This window comes from Anaerococcus obesiensis ph10 (assembly GCF_000311745.1).
Classification (GTDB): Bacteria; Bacillota; Clostridia; order Tissierellales; family Peptoniphilaceae; genus Anaerococcus; species Anaerococcus vaginalis.
Window position 1 is genome coordinate 989468 of the sequence record NZ_HE978531.1, and the last position, 20305, is coordinate 1009772.

The following is a 20305-nucleotide window of genomic DNA, read 5'->3' on the forward strand; positions in this document are numbered from 1 at the left end:
TTAATTTTCCTTTGCTGCCCAATATGAAACTGAGCCAGGTCCAACATTAAAAATTCCGTTTCCATTTTCATCGATTGTAACTTCGTTTTTGTTGTTGCCTGACAAATCTATATAGGTTTTTCCAGCTTCTTCTTCGCCTACAAACATTTGTTTTTCAGCCATATCTCCTATGGAAATCAAAACTGCAAGGGAAGATGTATCAGAATCTGTCCTTCTGACCCAACCTACAACTTGAGGATTATCAAAATAATCATCTTGGTCTCCAAAAGCATATTTTTTTCTCACATCAAGCATCTTATCTATCATTTCTTTTAATGGATCTTTTTTAACCTCTCCTTTTAGTCCATAATAATCTCCTGCAAAAATACAAGGATAGCCGTCTTTTCTAAATAAAATCAAGGAGTAGGCGATTTCTTTAAACCAATCTTCAACCCAAGAATCCAATGACTGACCTGGTTGGGAATCGTGATTGTCGACAAAGGTTACTGCTTGGAGGGGATGATTTTTGACAATTGTGTTGTTAAAAATATTTCTCATATCATAATTTCCGTTTGACTTGCTCGCCTGTTCAAAGTGAAAATGAAGTGGCACATCAAATAAGTCTATTTTCCAATCAGTATCGTCCAAATATCCATCAATTTGACCTTCGTCATATTGCCAATATTCCCCAAAAAGATAAAAATCGTCTTTCTTTTTTTCCATAATATGATTTGATAAATCATAAATAAATTCGTCAGAAATGTGCTTTAATGCATCATACCTAAAACCATCAACTCCAGTTTCTTCCATAAACCAATCGACCCATTTAAATATTTCTTCTCTTACTTCCGGATGGGAATGGTCTATGTCAGCGTTCATAAGGTAATCGAAATTTCCTTTTTCATCGCTCACGCCATCGTCCCAATATTTTCCTTCGCCAAGGACTCTAAATATTGCCTTTGTGTCGGTATTTGAATCATAATCAACGCCTGTAAAATGATAATAATGCCAAATGAAATCAGAATATTTACCTTCTCTTCCAGGAAAATCAAAACCTGTCCAAGCCTTTATTTTCATATCTTCTGATACGTCTTTTTCTCTGTTATTTTGATCTACCATTCTCGCCATAAATTCTTCTTCAAAATCGGCGTTTCCCTTGTGATTTAAAACAACATCTGCATAAACTTTTATATTATTTTTGTGAAGTTCATCAATAGCCTCAAGAAGTTCTTTTTTTGTTCCATATTTTGTCCTAACTGTGCCTTTTTGGTCAAATTCTCCCAAATCCCACAAGTCATAAATTCCATATCCAACATCTTGGTCGCCTCCACCCTTACACATTGGTGGAAGCCAAAGAGCATCAATTCCAGCATCCTTTATTTTTTTTGCATTTTCCTTCAAAAAAGCATAATAGCCTCCGTCAGCGGGACTGTCCCACTCGAAGGCTTGCATCATAACATCGCTCATTTATTTTTCCCCTTCAACGATGGCAATTGATGCTGAACAACCAAGTCTACTTGCTCCAGCATTTATCATCTCCATTGCCTCATCATAGGTATGGATTCCTCCACTTGCCTTAACTCCCATTTCTTCTCCAACAGTTTTTCTCATAAGAGCCACATCTTCTTTTGTAGCTCCACCCGTAGAAAATCCTGTAGAAGTTTTTACAAAATCTGCACCAGCTTCTTTGGAAAGTTCGCACACTTTAATTTTTTCTTCATCATCAAGTAGGCAAGTTTCAATAATAACTTTTAAAATTTTATCTCCACAAGCTTTTTTAACTTCTTTTATATCTTCCAAAACGTAAGCATAATCTTTATCTTTTAATCTTCCAACATTAATTACCATATCAATTTCATCTGCCCCATCTTTAATGGCATCTTCTGTTTCAAAAACCTTAGCCTTTGTAGTCATTGCCCCCAAAGGAAAACCAATAACAGATGTGATTCTAATATCCTTATCCATATCTCTAATCATAGCAACATAAGAAGAATTTACACATATAGATTTAAAATTATATTCTAAAGTTTCTTCTACAATCTTTTTAACTTCATCTTTTCTTGCATCAGCTTTTAATATAGTGTGGTCAATATATTGATTAATTTTCATTTTTTTCTCCTTTATAATCAATTAGGGCAAGACTAATATCATCATCTTGTTCGCCCCAAGTAAATTTTTCCAAATCTTCTAAAATAAAATCAAGATTATTTTTATTTTTTAAATTTTCCATCAATCTTTCAACAGAATACTCGTTTTTTTCAATATCCTTACTTTCAATAACACCATCAGTATAAAATAAAATCCTGTCTTTAGGATGAAGTTTAATAGTAACTTCTTGGTAAATATTTTGCTCAATAATATTAGAAATCATCCTACCAGAAACAACAAGTTTATTTACACGATTTTTATTTTCAATAAGATGAAGAGGTGGGCAATTATGTCCAGCATTAGAAAAAGTAAGGCTATCATTTAGGCTATCAAAAATTCCAACCCAAACTGTAAAATACTGGGATGAATTCATATCAAGTTTTACGAACTTTTCCCTAAGTTTTTTCAAAACTTGACCTGGAGAATAATCACTATGTCGTTCAAAAATTCCGCTTATAGATAATTTTACAAACATGGTCATAATAGAAGATTTAACCCCATGACCCATAACATCGGCTATATAAAAGGCATACCTATTTTCATCAACCTTAATAATATCAAACAAATCCCCCGAAAGATCATTTGATGGAATATATCTTCCCTCAAGCTTTATATCCCCATAAGTTTTATTTTTGGGCAAAATACTCGCTTGAATTTTTCTAACAAATCTAATATCTTCAAGCATCTTTCTATTTGCATTAAAAAGATCAACTTTCATCCTAGATTCGCTAGTTATATCCCTATAAACTTCAATAATTCCCATAAATTCATTGTCATTATAAAGGGGAGAAGATTTAATAGAATAATATTTGCCATTAATGAGTTTTTCCTCTTCAATTGTAGTATTTTTAAAAATATCAGCCTTTTCACTAAGTTTTTCTATATCAATATTTTGCTCAATGAGCGACCTGTCAAGATGAATATCTCGTTTCATTTTTTCATTAATAAAAACAAGCCTACCATACTTATCAAGTATCCTAACCCAGTCATCCATTGAGTTTAAGACATAGAAATTATCATCCCTAAATTTTTCTATATTCGCCTTACCCATAAGAACCTCTTTATAAACATTTATTCTCTTTTTATGGTAACATTTATAAGATATATTTTCAATTAATTAAGTAAACTAATGAAATTTTTAATATAAAAATTATTAATAAAGACTAAAATTTAAAGAAAATATCGATAAAAAGAAATACAAAATTAAAAACTAAATCCAAAAATTAAATTCATAATAAATACTACTTCAAATACAAAACAAAATTCATTATAAATACCTACATCAAATACAAAACAAATTTGATAATAAAACTCTATACAAAATACAAATCAAAAAAACAAAATTCATTATAAATATCTACATTAAATACAAAACAAATTTGATAATAAAACTCTATACAAAATACAAATCAAAAAAACAAAATTCAAAAGCAATACTATAAAAATATCAATAAAGCATTGAAAACTTCACATAAAATCTAAACTGAATTTTAAAACTCCATTTACAATAAAATCTAAATTAAATTTTAAAACCCATTTACAATAAAATCTAAACTGAATTTTAAAACTCCATTTACAATAAAATCTAAATTAAACTTTAAAACTTCATTTACAACAAAATCTAAATAAACCTATCTAACCCAGTTGATAATGAATCTATATATCATTTGCTAATCTATATAAAATATTTATATTAAACTTAAAATACTTTTTACAATAAAGTGTAAATTAACTTATCTAAATCCGTTGATAATGAATCTATATGTCATTAGCCAATCTATATTAAAAATTTTTATATTAATTTAAAATATCCTTTACAATAAAAATAAATTAACTTATCTAAACCCGTTGATAATGAATCTATATATCATTTGCTAATCTATATAAAATATTTCTATTAAACTTAAAATACTATTTACAATAAAGTGTAAATTAACTTATCTAAATCCGTTGATAATGAATCTATATGTCATTAGCCAATCTATATTTCATTTGCTAATCTATATAAAATATTTATATTAAATTTAAAATACACAAAAATTTTCATTCTAAAATAGAAGACTACTATCCAAAAATAAAAATCAAATTATAATTTTTCATTTTATTTTGAAAATTAAAAATTACCACAAAAAAAGCACCTTATTTTCATAAGATGCTATAGAGTAAGTTTATTATACAAGTTCTATTATTGCTCTTTCGGAACCATCGCCTCTTCTTGGTCCTAATTTTAATACTCTAGTATATCCACCGTTTCTATCTTCATATTTTGGTGCAATTTCGCCAAATAATTTTTGAACTGTAGATGGTTTGTATATATATTGAGCTGCTTGTCTTCTTGTGTGAAGTGTATTTTTCTTACCTAATGTAATCATACGATCAGCCATTTTTTGAGTTTCTTTTGCTCTTGTTAGTGTAGTAGTAATTCTACCATTGTCTAACAAAGAAGTAACTTGATTTCTAAGTAGGGCATTTCTATGATCTGTTCTTCTACCAAGCTTTCTTTTATTAGCCATCATATCCTCCTATTCTTCTCTTAAACTAAGTCCTAAACTGTGGATTTTATCAATAACTTCTTCTAGTGATTTTTTACCGAAGTTTTTGATATCCTTTAGCTCAGATTCACTTTTTTCTATTATCTCACCAACAGTATTATATCCTGCTCTTTTTAGACAATTGAATGATCTTAATGAAAGATCTAATTCCTCAATAGTTTTTGATAATTCCATTTGATTATTATCTTCTTCTTCGATTTCTTCAATTTCTTCTTCCTCATCTTCTGGTGGGAATTGTTGACCTGGTAGGTCTTTGAAAAATCTTATATCTTCCATCAAAATTGAAGCGCCTTCTGATAAGGCTTCTTGTGGAGTGATTGTTCCATCAGTCCAAACTTCAAGAATTAATTTATCATAATCAGTAGACTCACCTACTCTAGTATTTTCAACTGTAAAGTTTACGCTTTTTACTGGTGTAAATGATGAATCTATAGCTATTGCTCCTATTGGGTCGGTATCCTTTTTGTTTTGTTCAGCTACCCTATATCCTTTACCATCTGTAACGTCAAGGGCAATAAACAATCTTCCTTTATCATTAACTGTTGCAAGATAATGATCTGGATTTGCCACTTCGATTTGGGCATCTGTTTTTATATCTTTAGCTGTAACAATTTTAGGTCCTTCTATATCTAAAAATAGTGTTAGATCTTCTTTAGTATGTTTTTTAATATCAATACCTTTGATATTTAATATTAATTCAGGTACATCTTCTACAACTCCAGGAATTGTGGAAAATTCGTGTAGTACCCCGTCTATAAGAATCTTTGAGACGCTAGAACCAGGTAAGGATGATAAAAGCATCCTTCTCATACTGTTTCCTATGGTTGTACCATAGCCTCTTTCGAGTGGATATAGGACAAATTTACCGTAATTAGTTTCTTCGTCTATATCTAAAATTTCAATCTTTGTATCTAATTTTTCTATCATTGTATCTCCTTAGTTCTAACAATTTAACTAATTCTATTTAGAATAGAACTCAACAATCATACGTTCTTCTACAGGTATATCAATATCTTCTCTTGTTGGGAAGTTTGTAACTTTTACCTTTAAGTTTTCTAAATCTGAATCTAACCATGAAACTACTCCAAATGATTGGTTTGTTTCTTTGATAGCTTTAAATAATTGGCTTGATCTAGATTTTTCTTTAACTTCAATAACATCTCCTTCGTTTACAAGAATTGATGGGATGTCAACACTTTTTCCATTTACTAATAAATGTCCATGTGTTACGATTTGTCTTGCTTCTCTTCTAGTTCTAGCAAGTCCAGATCTAAATGCTATATTGTCAAGTCTTCTTTCACAAAGGATTATTAGGTTTTCACCTGTTTGTCCTTGCATTTTTGAAGCTTTTTCATAATAACTTCTAAATTGTTTTTCACTTACTCCGTAGATGAATTTAGCTTTTTGTTTTTCCCTTTGTTGCATACCATATTCACTAAGTTTTCTTCTTTGATTAGAGTTTGTTCTTTTAGATTCTCCTGAGTAACCTAAGTATGCTGGGCTGATTCCTAAGCTTCTACATCTTTTAAATATTGGATCTCTGCTTACTGCCATAGTTTCTCCTTATTAAACTCTTCTTCTCTTAGGTGGTCTACAACCATTGTGAGGAATTGGTGTTACGTCTTTTATCATTGTTACTTCAAGTCCTGCTGCTTGTAAGCTTCTGATTGCAGATTCTCTTCCTGAGCCTGGTCCTTTAACAAATACTTCTACACTTTTTAAACCATATTCCATAGCTTTTTTTGCTGCTTCTAAAGCTGCTTCTTGTGCTGCAAAAGGAGTTGATTTTCTTGATCCTCTAAAACCTAATTGTCCAGCACTTGCCCATGATAAGGCATTTCCTTGTGCATCTGTCAAAGTTACCATTGTATTATTGAATGTTGAATTGATATGAGCTTGTCCTCTTTCGACATTCTTTTTAACTCTTCTTCTACCTCTTTTAGCAGAAGATTTTTTAGTCTTTGCTGCCATATCTCCTCCTAATGTCTTCCTTTTCTAGTTCTTGCGTTATTTTTTGTATTTTGACCTCTTACAGGTAAACCTCTTTTGTGTCTAATTCCTCTGTAGCAATTAATTTCTCTAAGATTTCTAATATTCATAGATACTTCACGTCTTAAATCACCTTCGATTGTATAGTCGTCTAATATCTCACGAATTTTTCCTAGTTCTCCTTCTGTAAGGTCTTTCATTTTTGTATCAGGATTGATTCCTGCTTTTTCTAATATTTCTTGCGCTGAAGATTTTCCTATACCATAAATATAAGTCAATCCAATTTCTGCTCTTTTTTCTCTAGGTAAGTCTATACCAGCTATTCTTGGCATCTAATACCTCCTTAACCTTGTCTTTGTTTATGTTTTGGATTTTCGCAAATTACCATAACTTTACCGTTTCTTTTGATAATTTTGCATTTATCACACATTTTTTTTACTGATGCTCTAACTTTCATTATCGTTCTCTCTTTCTTTATCTACACTTTTAGATTTAAAATAACAAGAAAAAATCGTAGATTTTTTATTGTTATTTGCGTCTCCAAGTAATTCTGCCTTGAGTAAGATCGTATGGAGATAATTCTACTGTTACTGTATCTCCTGGTAATATTCTAATGTAGTTCATTCTAAGTTTGCCTGAAATATGTGCTTGTATTTCATGGCCATTTTCTAGTTCTACTTTAAATATTGCATTTGGTAGAGCTTCTTTAACTACTCCTGTTACTTCTATAGCATCTTTTTTTGACATCGATAAAATCTCTCCTTTTCTTTTATTTTGATCTATTAATGTCTGATTGATTCTTTTTAACAACAAGACATAATCTAGATATCTTTAATGAAAGACTCTATCTTTATCTCGTTTTCGATTTTGTAATTCATTGAAAAATTTAGCATATTTGTTAATATTTTTTATTTTATTTCTCTAAACTTTTTTTAATTTGATCAAAAACTTCTTCAGGAGTTTTTGCACCGTCAATAGTAACTAATATACCTTTTTTGTTGTAGTAATCAATCAAAACTGATGTGTGTTTGTTGTAAACATCAAGTCTTTCTTTAACTGCAGCTTCTGTGTCATCTTCTCTTTGGATTAATTTTTCTCCTGTTTCATCATCAATTCCTTCAATTTTTGGTGGGTTGAATTTTATATGATAAACTTTTCCGGTTGACACATTTACTCTTCTTCCAGATATTCTTTCAATAATTACATCTTCAGGCACATTGATATTTATTACCTTATCAATCTTATTATCTCTTTTTTGCATTCCTTCATCAAGTGCTTCGGCTTGAGTAATATTTCTAGGAAATCCATCAAGTAGTATGCTTTTTCCATCTTCTACTTTGTCTAAGGCATCCCAAACTAAATCTATTGTTAATTCATCTGGAACTAATTGGCCTTTGTTCATATATTCTTTTGCCTTAGCTCCCAAAGGTGTGTTATTTTTTATATTTGTTCTAAATATATCACCTGTTGATATTTGAACTGCATCTAATTCTTTTATTAATTTTTCTGCTTGTGTTCCTTTTCCGGCTCCTGGAGGGCCTAACAATATGATATTCATAATATTACCTATTTAAAAATCCTTTATAGTTTTTCATAGTAAGCATTGCTTCTATTTGTTTCACTGTTTCAAGTATTACACCAACAACGATTATTACTGAACTTCCTCCAAAGGATAAGTTTAGTCCTAAAAATCTTGATGATAGTGCTGGTACTATTGTAAGTAGCGCTAACGAAATAGCACCAATAAATGTAATTTTATTTCCTACTTTTGCTAGGTAGTCGCTAGTTGGTTTTCCTGGTCTTATTCCTGGAATAAAACCACCATTTTGTTGAAGTTGTTTTGCATATTCAACTGTATTAAATTGTATCATGTTGTAGAAATAAGCAAATACTAGGATTAGTACAGCTTGTACAACAAGATAAATTACAAAACCATAAGTTGATTTGCTAAAGAATTGATTCAATCCTCCATTAGCATTTCCCATAAATAATGAGATTGTTGATGGAATTGCTAATACTGCTGAAGCAAATATTATTGGCATTACTCCGCTCATATTTACTTTTACTGGTATATGAGTTGATTGTCCGCCATACATTTTTCTTCCAACTACTCTTTTTGCGTATTGGACTGGTATTTTTCTTTCTCCTTCTGTAATTTTTACTGTAAATACTACTATAAAAATTACTACAAGTGCCATGATTAAAATTGAAATCCATGTAATTGTATTGTAATGAAGACCAGTCTTCCAAGTTTTTAATGTTTTAGGTACATTTGCAATGATACCCATAAAGATTATAATTGATACACCATTTCCAATTCCTTTTTCTGTTATGGTTTCTCCCATCCATGTAACAAGCATTGTTCCACCGATTAGGACTACATTCATAACTATTTTTTGGAATGGTGTTGCAGATGATAAAGCTGCTCCATATAATCCGTTTGTTATTGCTATAGCTTGAAATATTGCAAGAAATATTGTCATATATCTTGTATATTTTTGTATAGTTTTTCTTCCTGCTTCGCCTTCTTTTGTTAGCTCTTCAAGTCTTGGGATTACAACTGTTAATAATTGCATTACGATTGATGCTGTAATGTATGGTTGCACTCCAAGTGCAAATATTGATAGGGTTGAAAGTCCGCCACCTGTTAGCATATTTAAATAATCTACAAGTGTTCCTTCCATTCCCTTATATGCTGCTGCTAACTTTTGTGCATCTATAAATGGAATTGGGATGTTATTTCCTAATCTATATATTAATAACATCACTAGAGTGAAGTAGAATTTTTTTCTTATTTCTTCTTCACCCCAAGCTCTCTTTAGCGTATCTAACATTAGATCACCTCAGCCTTTCCCCCTTGGGCTGTGATTTTTTCTTCTGCAGATTTTGTAAACTTGTGAGCTTTTACTGTTAATTTCTTTGTGATTTCGCCATCGCCAAGAATTTTAATTCCAGCTTTTGCTTTATTTTTATTTAAAATTTTATTTTCAAATAGTAGTTCAGGTGTAACTTCTGTACCGTCTTCAAAAATATCTAAATCACATACATTTATTGTTTCGTATTGTTTTCTATTGATATTTTTAAATCCTCTTTTTGGAAGACGTCTAAATAATGGCATTTGGCCACCTTCAAATCCTGGTCTAACTCCGCCACCGCTTCTTGAGTTTTGTCCGTCTTGACCACGACCTGCTCTAGTTCCGTTTCCACTTCCTGGACCTCTACCTTTTCTATTTTTTGTTTTTAGCTTTTGGTTAGGTTTTAAATCGTGAAGTTTCATTTTACACCTCCTAGCTTAATTCTTTAACTTCCAACATAAATGGAATTTTGTTTATCATTCCTCTTAATGCAGAATTATCTTCTCTAACTACTGTTTGACCAATCTTTCTAAGACCTAGTGCTTTTGCTGTAGCTATTTGATCGTCTTTTCTGCCTATGAAGGATTTTTTTAATTTGATTTCAACTTTTGCCATAGAATACTCCTTAATAATCGAATTCTTCTATTGATTTACCACGTAATCTTGCAACTTCTTCTACTGTTTTCATAGAAGCAAAAGCTTTTAAGCAAGCATTAATGATATTTTTTGGATTTGATGAACCTAAGTTTTTAGCTCTGATGTCCTTGTATCCTGCAAGTTCACAGATAGCACGAACTGGTCCACCAGCTATGATTCCTGTACCTTCTTTAGCTGGCATTAATAGTACAGATCCTGCACCTTTGTTTGCCAATATTCTGTGTGGAACTGTAGTGTTTACTATAGGAACTGTAACCATGTGTTTTTTTCCATCTTCTGTTGCTTTTCTTATAGCTTCAGGAACTTCTGTAGCTTTTCCTGTTCCTACTCCTACATGTCCATTTTGATCTCCTACTACCACTAGGGCAGCAAATCTCATGTTACGTCCACCTTTTACAGTTTTTGCAACTCTATTTATACTAACTACTCTATCTTCGAGGTTTAGTTTGTCTACATCTTGTTTTAATAAATACATCTAAATCCTCCCTCGTTAAAACTTAAGACCATTTTCTCTTGCTGCTTCAGCTAGGGCTTTTACTTTTCCGTGATAAAGATATCCGTTTCTATCAAAAACAACCTCTTCGATTCCTTTATCAAGTGCAACTTTTGCTATCATTTCGCCAACTTTTGTGGCAGCTTCTATATTTGCACAATTTTCTAAACCTTCGTTTACTTCTTTTTGTAATGTATTTGCACTTGCAAGTGTTACTTGTGCATCATCATCTATTAATTGTGCGTATATATTAGTATTTGATTTGTAGACACTAAGTCTTGGTTTTTGAGCAGTTCCACTGACTTTATTTCTAACTCTATATTTACGAGTTTTTAATCTTTGCTCTTTTGTTTTTTTAGCCATTATTGCCCCCTACTTACCTGTCTTACCAACTTTTCTTCTAATATGCTCACCTTCGTAACGGATTCCTTTACCTTTATATGGTTCAGGTTTTCTCCAGTTTCTAATGTTTGCTGCATATTGTCCAACAAGTTGTTTATTGATTCCTTTTACAACGATAGTTCTATCGTTAGGAACTTCTACTTCAATTCCTTCAGGATCGTCCATTTTAACTTGGTGTGAAAATCCTAGATTCATTACTAGGGTTTTACCTTGTTTTTGGGCTCTATATCCTGTTCCTTCTATTTGAAGAGTTTTTTGATAACCTTCTGTTACTCCCAAAACCATATTAGCAATTAATGATCTGTAAAGACCATGTTCTTGGTTTTCGATTTTTGTAGGATTTTCAGAAGTCATTACTAATAACTCGTTTTCTTCTTGTTCAAGTTTCAAGTTTTTTGATACTAATTGAGAATCTTCACCTTTTGGTCCTTTAACTGTAACCAAATTGTCTTTAACATCAATAGTTACTCCAGAAGGGATTTCAATTGGTTTTTTACCTATTCTTGACATTTATTCCTCCTTACCATACATAACACATAACTTCGCCGCCGACATTTGCCTCTCTTGCAGCTTTATCTGTTAATAGTCCTTTTGATGTTGAGATTATTGCAATTCCAAGTCCATCTAAAACTTTTGGTACTTCATTTGCTTTTACATAAACTCTTAATCCTGGTTTAGAAATTCTTCTAAGTCCTGATATAACTTTTTCGCCTTCTTCTGCGTATTTTAAGTCTATTGTAAGAATACCTTGCTTATTGTCTTCTTCTACATCAAATCCTTTGATGTAACCTTCGTCTAATAGAATTTGAGCAATAGCACGTTTCTCATTAGAAGATGGTAAGCTTACAGATAAATGATTAGCTTTGTTACCATTTCTTATTCTTGTTAGCATATCCGCAATTGGATCTGTCATCATAATTATTTTCCTCCTAACTTACCAGCTTGCTTTTCTTACTCCAGGAATTTCACCTTTGTTTGCGAGCTCTCTAAAGCATACACGGCAAATACCGTATTTTCTTAATACAGAATGTGGTCTTCCACAAATCTTGCATCTTGAATATGCTCTTGTACTATATTTTGGCTTTCTTTTTTGTTTCGCAATCATTGACTTTTTTGCCATTTTTTGCTCCTTTATTTTCTGTAAGGCATTCCCATTAATGTTAAGAATGCTTTAGCTTCTTCATCAGTTTCTGCTGTTGTTACAAATGTAATATCCATACCATGTAAGAAATCAACGTCATCATAGTTAATTTCTGGGAATATTAATTGTTCCTTGATTCCTAATGAATAATTTCCTCTTCCATCAAATGAATTTGGATTAATTCCTCTGAAGTCTCTAACTCTTGGTAGAGAAATTGAAATTAATTTATCCATAAAATCATACATTTTTTCTCCTCTAAGAGTTACCTTTGTACCTATTGGTTGGCCTTCTCTTAGTTTGAAGTTTGATACAGATTTTTTTGCTTTTATTTCAATTGGTTGTTGACCTGTAATAAGTGCAAGTTCATTTTTTGCCTTGTTTAAAATGTTTTTGTTATCTTTAGCTTCGCCAAGTCCGATATTTATAACAATTTTTTCAAGTTTTGGTACTTGCATTAAGTTTTCATAACCGAATTGATCCACAAGTCCTTTAACAACTTCTGATTTATATTTTTCTTTTAATCTACTTGTCATAATTACTCCTTTTGGATCTAATCGAATTTTTCGTCAGTTTTTTTGCAAACTCTAACTTTTTTTCCATCGATTATTTCAGTTGATGTTCTTACACCTTTTTTCAAGCTTTCTGAGTATAGTAGAACTTTTGATGCTGAGATTTTTCCTTCTCTTTCAAATCTTCCACTTTCTTCTCCCATTTGTCTTGCTTTTTGGTGTTTAGTTTGAATGTTTGCACCTTCAACTATTACTCTATTTTCCTTAGGAAATGCTTTAATAACTTCTCCTACGTGTCCTTTGTATTCACCTGATATTACTTGGACTTTATCGCCTTTTTTAATATGCATTTAATCCTCCTATAATACTTCCGGTGCAAGTGAGATAATTCTCATGAATCCTTCATGACGAAGTTCTCTTGTTACTGGCCCGAATATACGAGTTCCTACAGGTGATTTGTCATCTTTTACTATTACAGCAGCGTTGTCATCAAATTTTATATATGATCCATCGCTTCTTTTAACTCCTCTTGAAGTTCTTACTATAACAGCTTTTACAACTTCACCTTTTTTTACCGCTCCACCGGGTGTTGCACTTTTAACTGAACAAGTAACTATATCCCCAATGTTTGCGTATCTTCTTCCGGCTCCTCCAAGAACTTTGATAACTGAAAGTTCTCTTGCTCCGGAGTTATCTGCTACTCTCATACGAGATTCTTGTTGTATCATAATAATCTCCTTTACCTAATTAAGCACGAACCGCAGTTTCGTTAATTTTAACTAGTCTCCATCTTTTTGTCTTTGCTAATGGTCTAGTTTCCATTATTGTTACTGTATCGCCAACTCTAGCTTCATTGTTCTCATCGTGAGCTTTATATTTCTTACTTACTTTTAATCTTTTCTTGTATACAGGGTGTTGGATTTTTGTTTCAACTTTTACTGTGATTGTTTTATCCATCTTATCTGATACAACTACTCCTTGAACGGATCTTCTACTATTTCTTTCCATCAAGTTAAGCCTCCTTATTTATATTGAGCTTTCTCTCTGTTTGGATTGTTTTTACTCTAGCTATATCTTTTTTAACATTTCCAATAGCAGCTGGGTTTTCAAGTTGACCTGTAGCCATTTGGAAACGAAGATTAAATAATTCAGATTGTAAATCGAAAAGTTTTTTATTTAATTCGCTTTCACTTAATTTTCTGATTTCTACTGCTTTCATTAAGCTTCCTCCACTTCTTTGACCTCAAGCCTTTTAACGAATTTTGTTTTGATTGGAAGTTTTTGTGCTGCAAGTCTCATAGCTTCTCTTGCTACTTCTTCGCTTACTCCACTCATCTCAAACAACATTCTACCTGGTTTTACTACTGCTACCCAATATTCTGGAGCACCTTTACCAGATCCCATTCTTACTTCTGCTGGCTTCTTTGATACTGGTTTATCTGGAAATACTTTTATCCAAATATTTCCGCCTCTTTTTATATATCTTGTCATAGCACGTCTTGCAGCCTCTATTTGGTTTGCTGTAAGCCATGTGCTACCAAGTGATTGTAATCCGTATTCACCATAAGAAAGTGTATTGCCTTTTTGGGCTTTACCTTTCATTCTTCCTCTATGTTGTCTACGATATTTTACTCTTTTAGGCATTAACATAATCTTGTTTCCTCCTTGAGATAATAATCTTATCTATCGTTATTTCTTCTATTTGGACGTCTTTTCTTATTTCTTCTGTTTTGCTTTGGTTGTTTGATGTCTGGAATTCTTTTTGCTTTTTCTCCAGGAAGAACTTCTCCTCTGTTTATCCAAACTTTACATCCGATTTTACCGTATTGGGTATCTGCTTCTGCAAAACCATAATCAACATCTGCTCTTAGTGTTTGAAGTGGTACTTTTCCTTCGTTGTATCCTTCACTTCTTGCCATATCAGCTCCACCAAGTCTACCAGATACTTGTGTTTTAATTCCTACAGCTCCAGCTCTCATTGTTCTTTGAACTGCTTGTTTCATAGCACGTCTAAATGTGATACGATTCTCAAGTTGTGCTGCAATGTTTTCAGCTACTAATTGGGCATCAACGTCTTGGTTTTTAATTTCTTCAACGTTTATGATTACTCTTTTACCTGGAGCGATTTTTTCAACTTTTTTCTTTAATTCTTCAACTCCTGCTCCACCCTTGCCGATTACCATTCCTGGCTTTCCGGTGTAAACTGAAACTTTTATGTTATTTACTGCTCTTTCAATTTCTATATCAGAAATTCCTGCATCGTAAACTTCTTTTTTAACTAATTCTCTTATCTTATGATCTTCTACTAAAAGTTCAGAAAAGTCTTTTTTATTTGCATACCATTTAGAGTCCCATTCTTTAATTACGCCAACTCTAAAACCTTTAGGATTTACTTTTTGACCCATTATTATGCCTCCTCTACTTCTTCTTGTGTAAGAACTACGCCTATGTGAGATGATCTCTTAAGGATTGGATAAGCTGCACCCTTTGCCTTAGGTCTCCATCTTTTCATAGTTGGAGCGTCGTTTGCGAAGGCTTTTTTAACAATAAGATTTTCTCTAGATAATCCGTTATTGTTTTCTGCATTTGCTATTGCACTTTTTAGTACATCTGAAAGTAGTCTAGCACCTTTTTTATTTGTAAATCTTAAAATATTAAGTGCTTCGTCTACTTGTTTACCTCTAATTTCTCTACATATATAATTAACTTTAAGAGGAGATATTCTTACATATTTAGCTGTTGCTTTAACTTCCATTTATACTCTCCTAACTTAATTTTGATTTCATTTCTGTTGCTTTTTTAGCATGGCCTTTGAAAGTTCTTGTTGGAACGAACTCTCCAAGTTTATGTCCAACCATATCTTCTGTTATATATATTGGAACATGCTTTCTACCATCGTGAACTGCTATAGTATGTTCTACAAATTCAGGAAATATTGTAGAACGTCTTGACCAAGTTTTAACTACCTTTTTGTCATTTTTTTCATTTAATGCTTCAATTTTTTTCATTAAATGTTCATCGACAAAAGGTCCTTTTTTTAGTGATCTAGCCATTAAATCCCCCTATTTTTCGTTTCTTCTTCTTACTATATATTTAGAAGATTTATTTTTCTTTTTTCTTGTTTTAAGACCAAGTGCTGGTTTACCCCATGGTGTTGATGGTGCTGGTCTTCCTACTGGTGTTCTACCTTCACCACCACCGTGTGGATGGTCTACTGGGTTCATTGCTGATCCTCTTACGTGTGGTCTTTGTCCCAAGTATCTTGTTTTTCCAGCTTTACCAATTCTTACTAATTCGTGTTCAATGTTTCCAACCATTCCGATTGTAGCTTTACAATCATTGTGGATTAGTCTTGTTTCTCCACTTGGTAATTTTACTGTTGCAAATCTTCCTTCTTTAGCCATAAGTTGAGCAGAAACTCCTGCACTTCTTACAAGGATTGCTCCTCTTCCTGCTTTAAGTTCGATATTGTGGATTTGTGTACCTACTGGAATATCTTTTAACTCAAGTGCATTACCTGGTTTAATATCTGCTTCTTTTCCACTTTCAACTACATCTCCAACTTTTAAATTTCTTGGAGCAAGTATATATCTTTTTTCTCCATCAGCATAAGCTAAAAGAGCAATATTTGCTGATCTGTTTGGATCATATTCAATAGCTTTTACTCTTGCTGGTATATTATCTTTGTTTCTTTTGAAATCAATGATTCTATATTTTCTTTTAGCTCCACCACCTCTATGGCGAACTGTTATTCTACCAGTATTATTTCTTCCACCTGATTTTCTTAAATCAGTTGTTAGAGATTTTTCTGGTGCTTTTTTTGTAATTTCACTGTATGTCATAACAGACATATTTCTGTGTCCGTTTGATGTTGGTTTTAATTTTCTTATAGGCATTTAAATCCTCCCTACATTCCGTCGAAGTATTCAATTGCTTCAGAATCTTCAGTTAATGTAACATAAGCTTTTTTCCAATCAGCTTTTTTACCATAACCATATCTAGTTCTAACTTTTTTACCAGTAAAGTTTAAAGTTCTTACTTTTTTAACTTTTACTCCTTCAAAGATAGTTTCGATTGCGTGTTTGATTTCTGCTTTGTTTGCATTTTTGTCTACTTCAAAAGTGTATTTATTTTCTTCAATTAATTCCATACTTTTTTCAGTAATTATTGGTCTTTTTACTATATCGTAAGGTGATTTCATTATATAAATACCTCCTCAAGTTTGTTTATTGCATCTTTTGTAATAACAAGTTTGTCATGTCTTAAAAGATCATATACATTGATTAAGTTTGCTTTTTCTACGTTGCATCCTTCAATGTTTCTAAATGATCTATAAACTTTGTCATCATTTTCAGCAATAACTACATAAGCTTTTTTGTTTGCATTAATGTTATTTAAAATTTCATTAGCTTCTTTAGTTTTGTATGAATCAAGTTTTAATTCATCAAGTACGATTAATTCATTATCATTTACTTTTGAAGTTAAAACTGAGTAAAGAGCTTTTCTTCTCATTTTCTTAGGAATTTTGTAGCTATAGTCTCTTGGCTTTGGCGCAAATACAATTCCACCACCTGTATAGTGAGGAGCTCTTATAGATCCTTGTCTAGCTCTACCTGTTCCTTTTTGTCTAAATGGCTTTCTTCCACCACCTCTTACTTCTGCACGAGTCTTAGCGGATTGTGTGCCTTGTCTTTTATTAGCTAGTTGGTTTTTAACTGTATCATAAACAGCTGTTTCAGCAATTTCTGCTGCAAAAAGAGTTTCATTTAACTCGATTTCACCAACATTTTCTCCTTTAATATTTAAAACTTCTACTTTAGGCATTTATTCCTCCTTATTATAGGCTCTTTGTTGCTTGTTTAACTTGAACAAGTCCACCTTTTGGTCCTGGAACTGCGCCTTTAACTAGGATGTAGCTGTCTTCTGTGTTTACTTTAACAACTTTTAGGTTTTGAACTGTTACACGTTCATGTCCCATTTTTCCAGAGCCTTTTCTACCTTTGAACACTCTAGCTGGATCAGAACCTGCTGCTCTTGCTCCTGCTACTCTGTGTGATTTAGAACCGTGGCTTGCTGGTCCTCTTCCATAATTCCATCTTTTGATAGCACCTTGTGTTCCTTTTCCTTTAGAAATAGCAGTAATATCTACTAATTCACCTTCTTCAAATTGGTCAACACTAAGTGTATCTCCAGGATTTAATTCAGATTTTTCATCAAGTCTAACTTCTCTTAAAAATCTTTTATAAGAAGCGCCAGCCTTGTCAAAGTGTCCTTTGATAGGTTTTTTTACATTTTTTTCTTTTTTGTCATGATAACCGATTTGGATTGAATTGTAACCATCAACTTCTTCTGATTTAACTTGAACTATTACATTCTCATCAGCTTTAAGTACAGTTACAGGTGTAACAACACCATCTTCATCAATGACTTGAGTCATGCCTACTTTTGTTGTAAATATACTCTTCATTTGAGTACCTCCTTAATTACAGCGGATTGATCCAAAATTATTTGGAAAACCTTCAATCATTCTAATTACAGTTTTATTTCTATGTCAACACCAGCTGGTAAATTCAATTTCTTTAGAGAATCTAAAGTTTTTGCATTTGGTCCAATGATGTCGATTAATCTTTTGTGTGTTCTTTGTTCAAACTGTTCTCTTGAGTCTTTGTATTTGTGAACCGCACGAAGAATTGTTATTACTTCTTTTTCAGTTGGTAATGGAATAGGTCCACTTACTTTTGCTCCTGATCTTTTTACCGCTTCAACGATTTTCTCTGCAGAGCTGTCAATTATTTCATGATCATACGCTCTTAGTCTAATTCTTATCTTTTGATTAGCCATTTTTCCTCCTTTTGATGTGCCACCCTACCGGGCGTTTAATTATATTTGGAAAGCACTAGAGATTTTTCTCTAGCTTGCTTGGTGGAAATTACCTTCCACATCTGGCTTAGTGTGAAAGCAACCTCCCACTTCATAGCACTTAAATATGATACAACAATTCATAAGAAAAATCAAGTAAATTTCCTAATTTTTTTAAAAATTTTCAAGCATTTTCTTATAATTTTTGTACCAATCCGTTTTATTATATATGCCAAAGTAAAAATTTGCAAATTTTTATTTCTTACCTTATATATAAGCGAATAAAAATATATAAGCGAATAAAAACAAAAATCTAAAGCCTAAAATCTTTTAAATCAAGCAAATAATTTTTGAAAAGAAAATGAAACTTGCTAATTATAAAACTATGTCCCACTTTCTTAGGAAATGTGTATTAGAAAAAGAAATTTATGTAGTAGATTTAGAACCGTTTAGAAACCTACAATGGCTAGTTTCAAATTCAACAAATAATATAAACCAGATTGCAAAAGCTACTAATACAACTGGTATTATTTACAAGAATGAAATCGAACCAATGAATAAACAGATAGAAAAATTATCAAAAGAAATATGGCATATCCATTCCCTACTTCTTAATAAATCAAAAGAAAGTTCTGGTGATTAGTATAGCAATTACAATGATACATCCTATAAAATTAACTCTAAATTGTGCAATAGATTATATAACTAAGAGTGAGAAAACTGATGAAAAAATCTTTGTATCTTCATTCAAATGTCATCCATCTACTGCCAATATTCAGTTTATTAAAACACGAAAAGACAATAATACCAAAGGTACAGTCTTAGCTAGACATTTAATTAAATCTTTTCTACCAGGAGAGGTGGATCCTATAAAAGCTCAAGAAACCTGCTAGGAAAAATAAAGTGTTTTTTTTAAAGATGAATTGCAAATAATATTGTGACACCTAAAGCAAACTAAGTTCGTGCATAAATAAATCAAATGGGAGACTGTATAAAATTTTGTGTATAGAACCTCCTGATAAGGGTAAAGAAAAACTAATCAGGAGGAATTTTATGCTAAGAAAAAGACCAGAAACAAGAAGAAGCAAAATAGTAAAAATGTCAATTGAAGAATATCAGCCTCAAAATGCACAAGATATACAAGAAGCTTTAAAAGACCTTCTAGGCGATACAATGGAAGAACTTTTAAAAGCAGAATTAGATGAGCATTTAGACTATGAATATGGACAAAAGCCCTTATCATTAAACACTAGAAACGGTTCAAGCAAAAAAATAGTTAAATCATCATACGGAAACATAGATTTAAGCATACCAAGAGATAGAAAAAGATCATTTGAACCCCAAGCATTAAGAAAATACGAAAAAGACATATTAATAGTATCAACAGATAACCTACCAGGCTTTAGCAAAGCCATAGAATCAGTATATCCAAAAGCAGAAATCCACCCAAAAAGCGTTGGGAAAATCATGTATAATCCACCAAATAAGAAACTCAACAAAGTATGTATCATACAAAGACATAAAAGAATTAATCAAAGACCTAAAAGCAGTATACAAAGCATCAACAGAAGACTTAGCCTTAACAAATTTAGGAATCTTTGAAGAGAAATGGAGTAAAAGATATCCAATGTGTGTAAGCTCATGGAAAAACAACTGGACAGAACTATCCACATATTTTAGATATCCAGAAGGAATAAGAAAGCTAATATATACGACGAATA

Annotated in this window: 35 protein-coding genes and 2 pseudogenes; 4 read left to right on the forward strand and 33 right to left on the reverse strand. The window is 31.9% G+C overall.

Annotation, left to right across the window (positions count from 1 at the left end; all coding sequences use genetic code 11):
* From HGAG_RS04935 to rpsJ, 33 genes are all read right to left on the reverse strand, one after another.
* Positions 1-1446: an alpha-amylase gene (locus tag HGAG_RS04935; protein WP_019118174.1), complete on the reverse strand. Its 1446-nt coding sequence runs from the start codon at positions 1444-1446 to the stop codon at positions 1-3.
* Positions 1447-2088: a deoxyribose-phosphate aldolase gene (gene deoC, locus HGAG_RS04940; RefSeq protein ID WP_019118175.1), complete on the reverse strand. Its 642-nt coding sequence runs from the start codon at positions 2086-2088 to the stop codon at positions 1447-1449. It abuts the gene before it with no gap.
* Positions 2078-3178, reverse strand: a complete 1101-nt coding sequence (locus HGAG_RS04945; RefSeq protein ID WP_019118176.1) for a PP2C family protein-serine/threonine phosphatase — start codon at positions 3176-3178, stop codon at positions 2078-2080. Before HGAG_RS04945 ends, deoC begins: the two co-directional genes overlap by 11 nt.
* A 1120-nt stretch (positions 3179-4298) precedes the next feature.
* On the reverse strand, positions 4299-4640 hold the full coding sequence (gene rplQ / locus HGAG_RS04950) for a 50S ribosomal protein L17 (protein ID WP_004838127.1): 342 nt from the start codon (positions 4638-4640) through the stop codon (positions 4299-4301).
* 9 nt (positions 4641-4649) lie between these two features.
* Positions 4650-5606 (reverse strand): DNA-directed RNA polymerase subunit alpha, encoded by a 957-nt coding sequence (locus HGAG_RS04955; protein WP_019118177.1) that lies wholly within the window; start codon positions 5604-5606, stop codon positions 4650-4652.
* 33 nt (positions 5607-5639) lie between these two features.
* On the reverse strand, positions 5640-6233 hold the full coding sequence (gene rpsD / locus HGAG_RS04960; RefSeq protein ID WP_004838125.1) for a 30S ribosomal protein S4: 594 nt from the start codon (positions 6231-6233) through the stop codon (positions 5640-5642).
* A gap of 12 nt (positions 6234-6245) precedes the next feature.
* Positions 6246-6650 carry a 30S ribosomal protein S11 gene (gene rpsK, locus HGAG_RS04965; protein ID WP_004838124.1) on the reverse strand — a complete coding sequence of 135 codons (405 nt, stop codon included), beginning with the start codon at positions 6648-6650 and terminating at the stop codon, positions 6246-6248.
* An 8-nt stretch (positions 6651-6658) separates the two neighbouring features.
* A complete protein-coding gene (gene rpsM, locus HGAG_RS04970) occupies positions 6659-7000 on the reverse strand; it encodes a 30S ribosomal protein S13 (protein ID WP_004838123.1) in 342 nt (113 codons plus the stop codon).
* 11 nt (positions 7001-7011) lie between these two features.
* Entirely contained in the window at positions 7012-7125 is a 114-nt protein-coding gene (gene rpmJ / locus HGAG_RS04975) for a 50S ribosomal protein L36 (RefSeq protein ID WP_004818043.1), read from the reverse strand.
* Positions 7126-7196: 71 nt separating this feature from the next.
* Positions 7197-7415, reverse strand: a complete 219-nt coding sequence (gene infA, locus HGAG_RS04980; RefSeq protein WP_019118178.1) for a translation initiation factor IF-1 — start codon at positions 7413-7415, stop codon at positions 7197-7199.
* A 166-nt stretch (positions 7416-7581) separates the two neighbouring features.
* Complete coding sequence (locus HGAG_RS04985) at positions 7582-8226, reverse strand: adenylate kinase (RefSeq protein WP_019118179.1); 645 nt, start codon at positions 8224-8226, stop codon at positions 7582-7584.
* Positions 8227-8230: 4 nt separating this feature from the next.
* Positions 8231-9502 (reverse strand): preprotein translocase subunit SecY, encoded by a 1272-nt coding sequence (gene secY / locus HGAG_RS04990; protein WP_004838120.1) that lies wholly within the window; start codon positions 9500-9502, stop codon positions 8231-8233.
* Entirely contained in the window at positions 9502-9945 is a 444-nt protein-coding gene (gene rplO / locus HGAG_RS04995) for a 50S ribosomal protein L15 (RefSeq protein ID WP_004838119.1), read from the reverse strand. The genes secY and rplO overlap by 1 nt, the downstream gene beginning before the upstream one ends.
* Before the next feature lie 10 nt (positions 9946-9955).
* Positions 9956-10138 (reverse strand): 50S ribosomal protein L30, encoded by a 183-nt coding sequence (gene rpmD, locus HGAG_RS05000; RefSeq protein WP_004838118.1) that lies wholly within the window; start codon positions 10136-10138, stop codon positions 9956-9958.
* A 10-nt stretch (positions 10139-10148) separates the two neighbouring features.
* On the reverse strand, positions 10149-10655 hold the full coding sequence (gene rpsE, locus HGAG_RS05005; RefSeq protein WP_004838117.1) for a 30S ribosomal protein S5: 507 nt from the start codon (positions 10653-10655) through the stop codon (positions 10149-10151).
* Positions 10656-10670: 15 nt separating this feature from the next.
* Positions 10671-11036: a 50S ribosomal protein L18 gene (gene rplR, locus HGAG_RS05010; RefSeq protein ID WP_004838116.1), complete on the reverse strand. Its 366-nt coding sequence runs from the start codon at positions 11034-11036 to the stop codon at positions 10671-10673.
* 9 nt (positions 11037-11045) lie between these two features.
* On the reverse strand, positions 11046-11585 hold the full coding sequence (gene rplF / locus HGAG_RS05015) for a 50S ribosomal protein L6 (protein WP_004838115.1): 540 nt from the start codon (positions 11583-11585) through the stop codon (positions 11046-11048).
* Between the two features lie 10 nt (positions 11586-11595).
* Entirely contained in the window at positions 11596-11991 is a 396-nt protein-coding gene (rpsH, locus tag HGAG_RS05020) for a 30S ribosomal protein S8 (RefSeq protein WP_004838114.1), read from the reverse strand.
* Positions 11992-12009: 18 nt separating this feature from the next.
* Positions 12010-12195, reverse strand: coding sequence for a type Z 30S ribosomal protein S14 (locus HGAG_RS05025; RefSeq protein WP_004838113.1), 186 nt, complete (start codon positions 12193-12195; stop codon positions 12010-12012).
* Between the two features lie 11 nt (positions 12196-12206).
* Positions 12207-12749 (reverse strand): 50S ribosomal protein L5, encoded by a 543-nt coding sequence (gene rplE / locus HGAG_RS05030; protein WP_004838112.1) that lies wholly within the window; start codon positions 12747-12749, stop codon positions 12207-12209.
* 17 nt (positions 12750-12766) lie between these two features.
* Positions 12767-13075, reverse strand: coding sequence for a 50S ribosomal protein L24 (gene rplX / locus HGAG_RS05035; RefSeq protein WP_004815475.1), 309 nt, complete (start codon positions 13073-13075; stop codon positions 12767-12769).
* Between the two features lie 9 nt (positions 13076-13084).
* Positions 13085-13453 (reverse strand): 50S ribosomal protein L14, encoded by a 369-nt coding sequence (gene rplN / locus HGAG_RS05040; protein ID WP_004815474.1) that lies wholly within the window; start codon positions 13451-13453, stop codon positions 13085-13087.
* A 19-nt stretch (positions 13454-13472) separates the two neighbouring features.
* Positions 13473-13733, reverse strand: a complete 261-nt coding sequence (gene rpsQ, locus HGAG_RS05045) for a 30S ribosomal protein S17 (RefSeq protein ID WP_004838111.1) — start codon at positions 13731-13733, stop codon at positions 13473-13475.
* Positions 13734-13737: 4 nt separating this feature from the next.
* Positions 13738-13944, reverse strand: a complete 207-nt coding sequence (gene rpmC / locus HGAG_RS05050; RefSeq protein ID WP_004838110.1) for a 50S ribosomal protein L29 — start codon at positions 13942-13944, stop codon at positions 13738-13740.
* Positions 13944-14375 (reverse strand): 50S ribosomal protein L16, encoded by a 432-nt coding sequence (rplP, locus tag HGAG_RS05055; RefSeq protein ID WP_004838109.1) that lies wholly within the window; start codon positions 14373-14375, stop codon positions 13944-13946. The genes rpmC and rplP overlap by 1 nt, the downstream gene beginning before the upstream one ends.
* A gap of 29 nt (positions 14376-14404) precedes the next feature.
* Positions 14405-15130: a 30S ribosomal protein S3 gene (rpsC, locus tag HGAG_RS05060; protein ID WP_004815467.1), complete on the reverse strand. Its 726-nt coding sequence runs from the start codon at positions 15128-15130 to the stop codon at positions 14405-14407.
* A 2-nt stretch (positions 15131-15132) separates the two neighbouring features.
* Positions 15133-15480, reverse strand: a complete 348-nt coding sequence (gene rplV / locus HGAG_RS05065) for a 50S ribosomal protein L22 (protein WP_004838108.1) — start codon at positions 15478-15480, stop codon at positions 15133-15135.
* A 10-nt stretch (positions 15481-15490) separates the two neighbouring features.
* The gene (gene rpsS / locus HGAG_RS05070) at positions 15491-15778 is read right to left on the reverse strand and encodes a 30S ribosomal protein S19 (RefSeq protein WP_004838107.1); all 288 of its coding nucleotides are present in this window, start codon (positions 15776-15778) and stop codon (positions 15491-15493) included.
* A gap of 9 nt (positions 15779-15787) precedes the next feature.
* Positions 15788-16621, reverse strand: a complete 834-nt coding sequence (rplB, locus tag HGAG_RS05075; RefSeq protein ID WP_004838106.1) for a 50S ribosomal protein L2 — start codon at positions 16619-16621, stop codon at positions 15788-15790.
* 11 nt (positions 16622-16632) lie between these two features.
* Positions 16633-16926, reverse strand: a complete 294-nt coding sequence (gene rplW / locus HGAG_RS05080) for a 50S ribosomal protein L23 (protein WP_004838105.1) — start codon at positions 16924-16926, stop codon at positions 16633-16635.
* Positions 16926-17549, reverse strand: coding sequence for a 50S ribosomal protein L4 (gene rplD / locus HGAG_RS05085; protein WP_004838104.1), 624 nt, complete (start codon positions 17547-17549; stop codon positions 16926-16928). Before rplD ends, rplW begins: the two co-directional genes overlap by 1 nt.
* Before the next feature lie 13 nt (positions 17550-17562).
* On the reverse strand, positions 17563-18192 hold the full coding sequence (gene rplC / locus HGAG_RS05090) for a 50S ribosomal protein L3 (protein ID WP_004838103.1): 630 nt from the start codon (positions 18190-18192) through the stop codon (positions 17563-17565).
* 65 nt (positions 18193-18257) lie between these two features.
* Positions 18258-18566 carry a 30S ribosomal protein S10 gene (gene rpsJ / locus HGAG_RS05095; RefSeq protein WP_004815458.1) on the reverse strand — a complete coding sequence of 103 codons (309 nt, stop codon included), beginning with the start codon at positions 18564-18566 and terminating at the stop codon, positions 18258-18260.
* Positions 18567-18945: 379 nt separating this feature from the next.
* Here rpsJ and mobC point away from each other — a divergent pair, with 379 nt between their 5' ends.
* The 4 genes and pseudogenes from mobC to HGAG_RS12035 all read left to right on the forward strand — a co-directional run.
* Positions 18946-19227, forward strand: a complete 282-nt coding sequence (mobC, locus tag HGAG_RS10615; RefSeq protein WP_019118180.1) for a plasmid mobilization relaxosome protein MobC — start codon at positions 18946-18948, stop codon at positions 19225-19227.
* A 1-nt stretch (position 19228) separates the two neighbouring features.
* Positions 19229-19468: pseudogene (locus tag HGAG_RS10620) on the forward strand (relaxase/mobilization nuclease domain-containing protein); the annotation flags it as partial.
* A 214-nt stretch (positions 19469-19682) separates the two neighbouring features.
* Positions 19683-19889, forward strand: a pseudogene (locus HGAG_RS12030) (transposase); the annotation flags it as partial.
* Between the two features lie 151 nt (positions 19890-20040).
* On the forward strand, positions 20041-20305 hold a 265-nt coding region (locus HGAG_RS12035; protein ID WP_244263840.1), incomplete at its 3' end, for a transposase.

Coding starts and splice junctions, on each gene's coding strand:
- HGAG_RS04935 (WP_019118174.1), bottom strand. CDS start 1,446: ATGAGCGATGTTATGATGCAAGCCTTCGAGTGGGACAGTCCCGCTGAC.
- deoC (WP_019118175.1), bottom strand. CDS start 2,088: ATGAAAATTAATCAATATATTGACCACACTATATTAAAAGCTGATGCA.
- HGAG_RS04945 (WP_019118176.1), bottom strand. CDS start 3,178: ATGGGTAAGGCGAATATAGAAAAATTTAGGGATGATAATTTCTATGTC.
- rplQ (WP_004838127.1), bottom strand. CDS start 4,640: ATGGCTAATAAAAGAAAGCTTGGTAGAAGAACAGATCATAGAAATGCC.
- HGAG_RS04955 (WP_019118177.1), bottom strand. CDS start 5,606: ATGATAGAAAAATTAGATACAAAGATTGAAATTTTAGATATAGACGAA.
- rpsD (WP_004838125.1), bottom strand. CDS start 6,233: ATGGCAGTAAGCAGAGATCCAATATTTAAAAGATGTAGAAGCTTAGGA.
- rpsK (WP_004838124.1), bottom strand. CDS start 6,650: ATGGCAGCAAAGACTAAAAAATCTTCTGCTAAAAGAGGTAGAAGAAGA.
- rpsM (WP_004838123.1), bottom strand. CDS start 7,000: ATGCCAAGAATAGCTGGTATAGACTTACCTAGAGAAAAAAGAGCAGAA.
- rpmJ (WP_004818043.1), bottom strand. CDS start 7,125: ATGAAAGTTAGAGCATCAGTAAAAAAAATGTGTGATAAATGCAAAATT.
- infA (WP_019118178.1), bottom strand. CDS start 7,415: ATGTCAAAAAAAGATGCTATAGAAGTAACAGGAGTAGTTAAAGAAGCT.
- HGAG_RS04985 (WP_019118179.1), bottom strand. CDS start 8,226: ATGAATATCATATTGTTAGGCCCTCCAGGAGCCGGAAAAGGAACACAA.
- secY (WP_004838120.1), bottom strand. CDS start 9,502: ATGTTAGATACGCTAAAGAGAGCTTGGGGTGAAGAAGAAATAAGAAAA.
- rplO (WP_004838119.1), bottom strand. CDS start 9,945: ATGAAACTTCACGATTTAAAACCTAACCAAAAGCTAAAAACAAAAAAT.
- rpmD (WP_004838118.1), bottom strand. CDS start 10,138: ATGGCAAAAGTTGAAATCAAATTAAAAAAATCCTTCATAGGCAGAAAA.
- rpsE (WP_004838117.1), bottom strand. CDS start 10,655: ATGTATTTATTAAAACAAGATGTAGACAAACTAAACCTCGAAGATAGA.
- rplR (WP_004838116.1), bottom strand. CDS start 11,036: ATGGCTAAAAAAACAAAAGAGCAAAGATTAAAAACTCGTAAATATAGA.
- rplF (WP_004838115.1), bottom strand. CDS start 11,585: ATGTCAAGAATAGGTAAAAAACCAATTGAAATCCCTTCTGGAGTAACT.
- rpsH (WP_004838114.1), bottom strand. CDS start 11,991: ATGATGACAGATCCAATTGCGGATATGCTAACAAGAATAAGAAATGGT.
- HGAG_RS05025 (WP_004838113.1), bottom strand. CDS start 12,195: ATGGCAAAAAAGTCAATGATTGCGAAACAAAAAAGAAAGCCAAAATAT.
- rplE (WP_004838112.1), bottom strand. CDS start 12,749: ATGACAAGTAGATTAAAAGAAAAATATAAATCAGAAGTTGTTAAAGGA.
- rplX (WP_004815475.1), bottom strand. CDS start 13,075: ATGCATATTAAAAAAGGCGATAAAGTCCAAGTAATATCAGGTGAATAC.
- rplN (WP_004815474.1), bottom strand. CDS start 13,453: ATGATACAACAAGAATCTCGTATGAGAGTAGCAGATAACTCCGGAGCA.
- rpsQ (WP_004838111.1), bottom strand. CDS start 13,733: ATGGAAAGAAATAGTAGAAGATCCGTTCAAGGAGTAGTTGTATCAGAT.
- rpmC (WP_004838110.1), bottom strand. CDS start 13,944: ATGAAAGCAGTAGAAATCAGAAAATTAAGTGAAAGCGAATTAAATAAA.
- rplP (WP_004838109.1), bottom strand. CDS start 14,375: ATGTTAATGCCTAAAAGAGTAAAATATCGTAGACAACATAGAGGAAGA.
- rpsC (WP_004815467.1), bottom strand. CDS start 15,130: ATGGGTCAAAAAGTAAATCCTAAAGGTTTTAGAGTTGGCGTAATTAAA.
- rplV (WP_004838108.1), bottom strand. CDS start 15,480: ATGGAAGTTAAAGCAACAGCTAAATATGTAAGAATATCTCCTCTTAAA.
- rpsS (WP_004838107.1), bottom strand. CDS start 15,778: ATGGCTAGATCACTAAAAAAAGGACCTTTTGTCGATGAACATTTAATG.
- rplB (WP_004838106.1), bottom strand. CDS start 16,621: ATGCCTATAAGAAAATTAAAACCAACATCAAACGGACACAGAAATATG.
- rplW (WP_004838105.1), bottom strand. CDS start 16,926: ATGAAATCACCTTACGATATAGTAAAAAGACCAATAATTACTGAAAAA.
- rplD (WP_004838104.1), bottom strand. CDS start 17,549: ATGCCTAAAGTAGAAGTTTTAAATATTAAAGGAGAAAATGTTGGTGAA.
- rplC (WP_004838103.1), bottom strand. CDS start 18,192: ATGAAGAGTATATTTACAACAAAAGTAGGCATGACTCAAGTCATTGAT.
- rpsJ (WP_004815458.1), bottom strand. CDS start 18,566: ATGGCTAATCAAAAGATAAGAATTAGACTAAGAGCGTATGATCATGAA.
- mobC (WP_019118180.1), top strand. CDS start 18,946: ATGAAACTTGCTAATTATAAAACTATGTCCCACTTTCTTAGGAAATGT.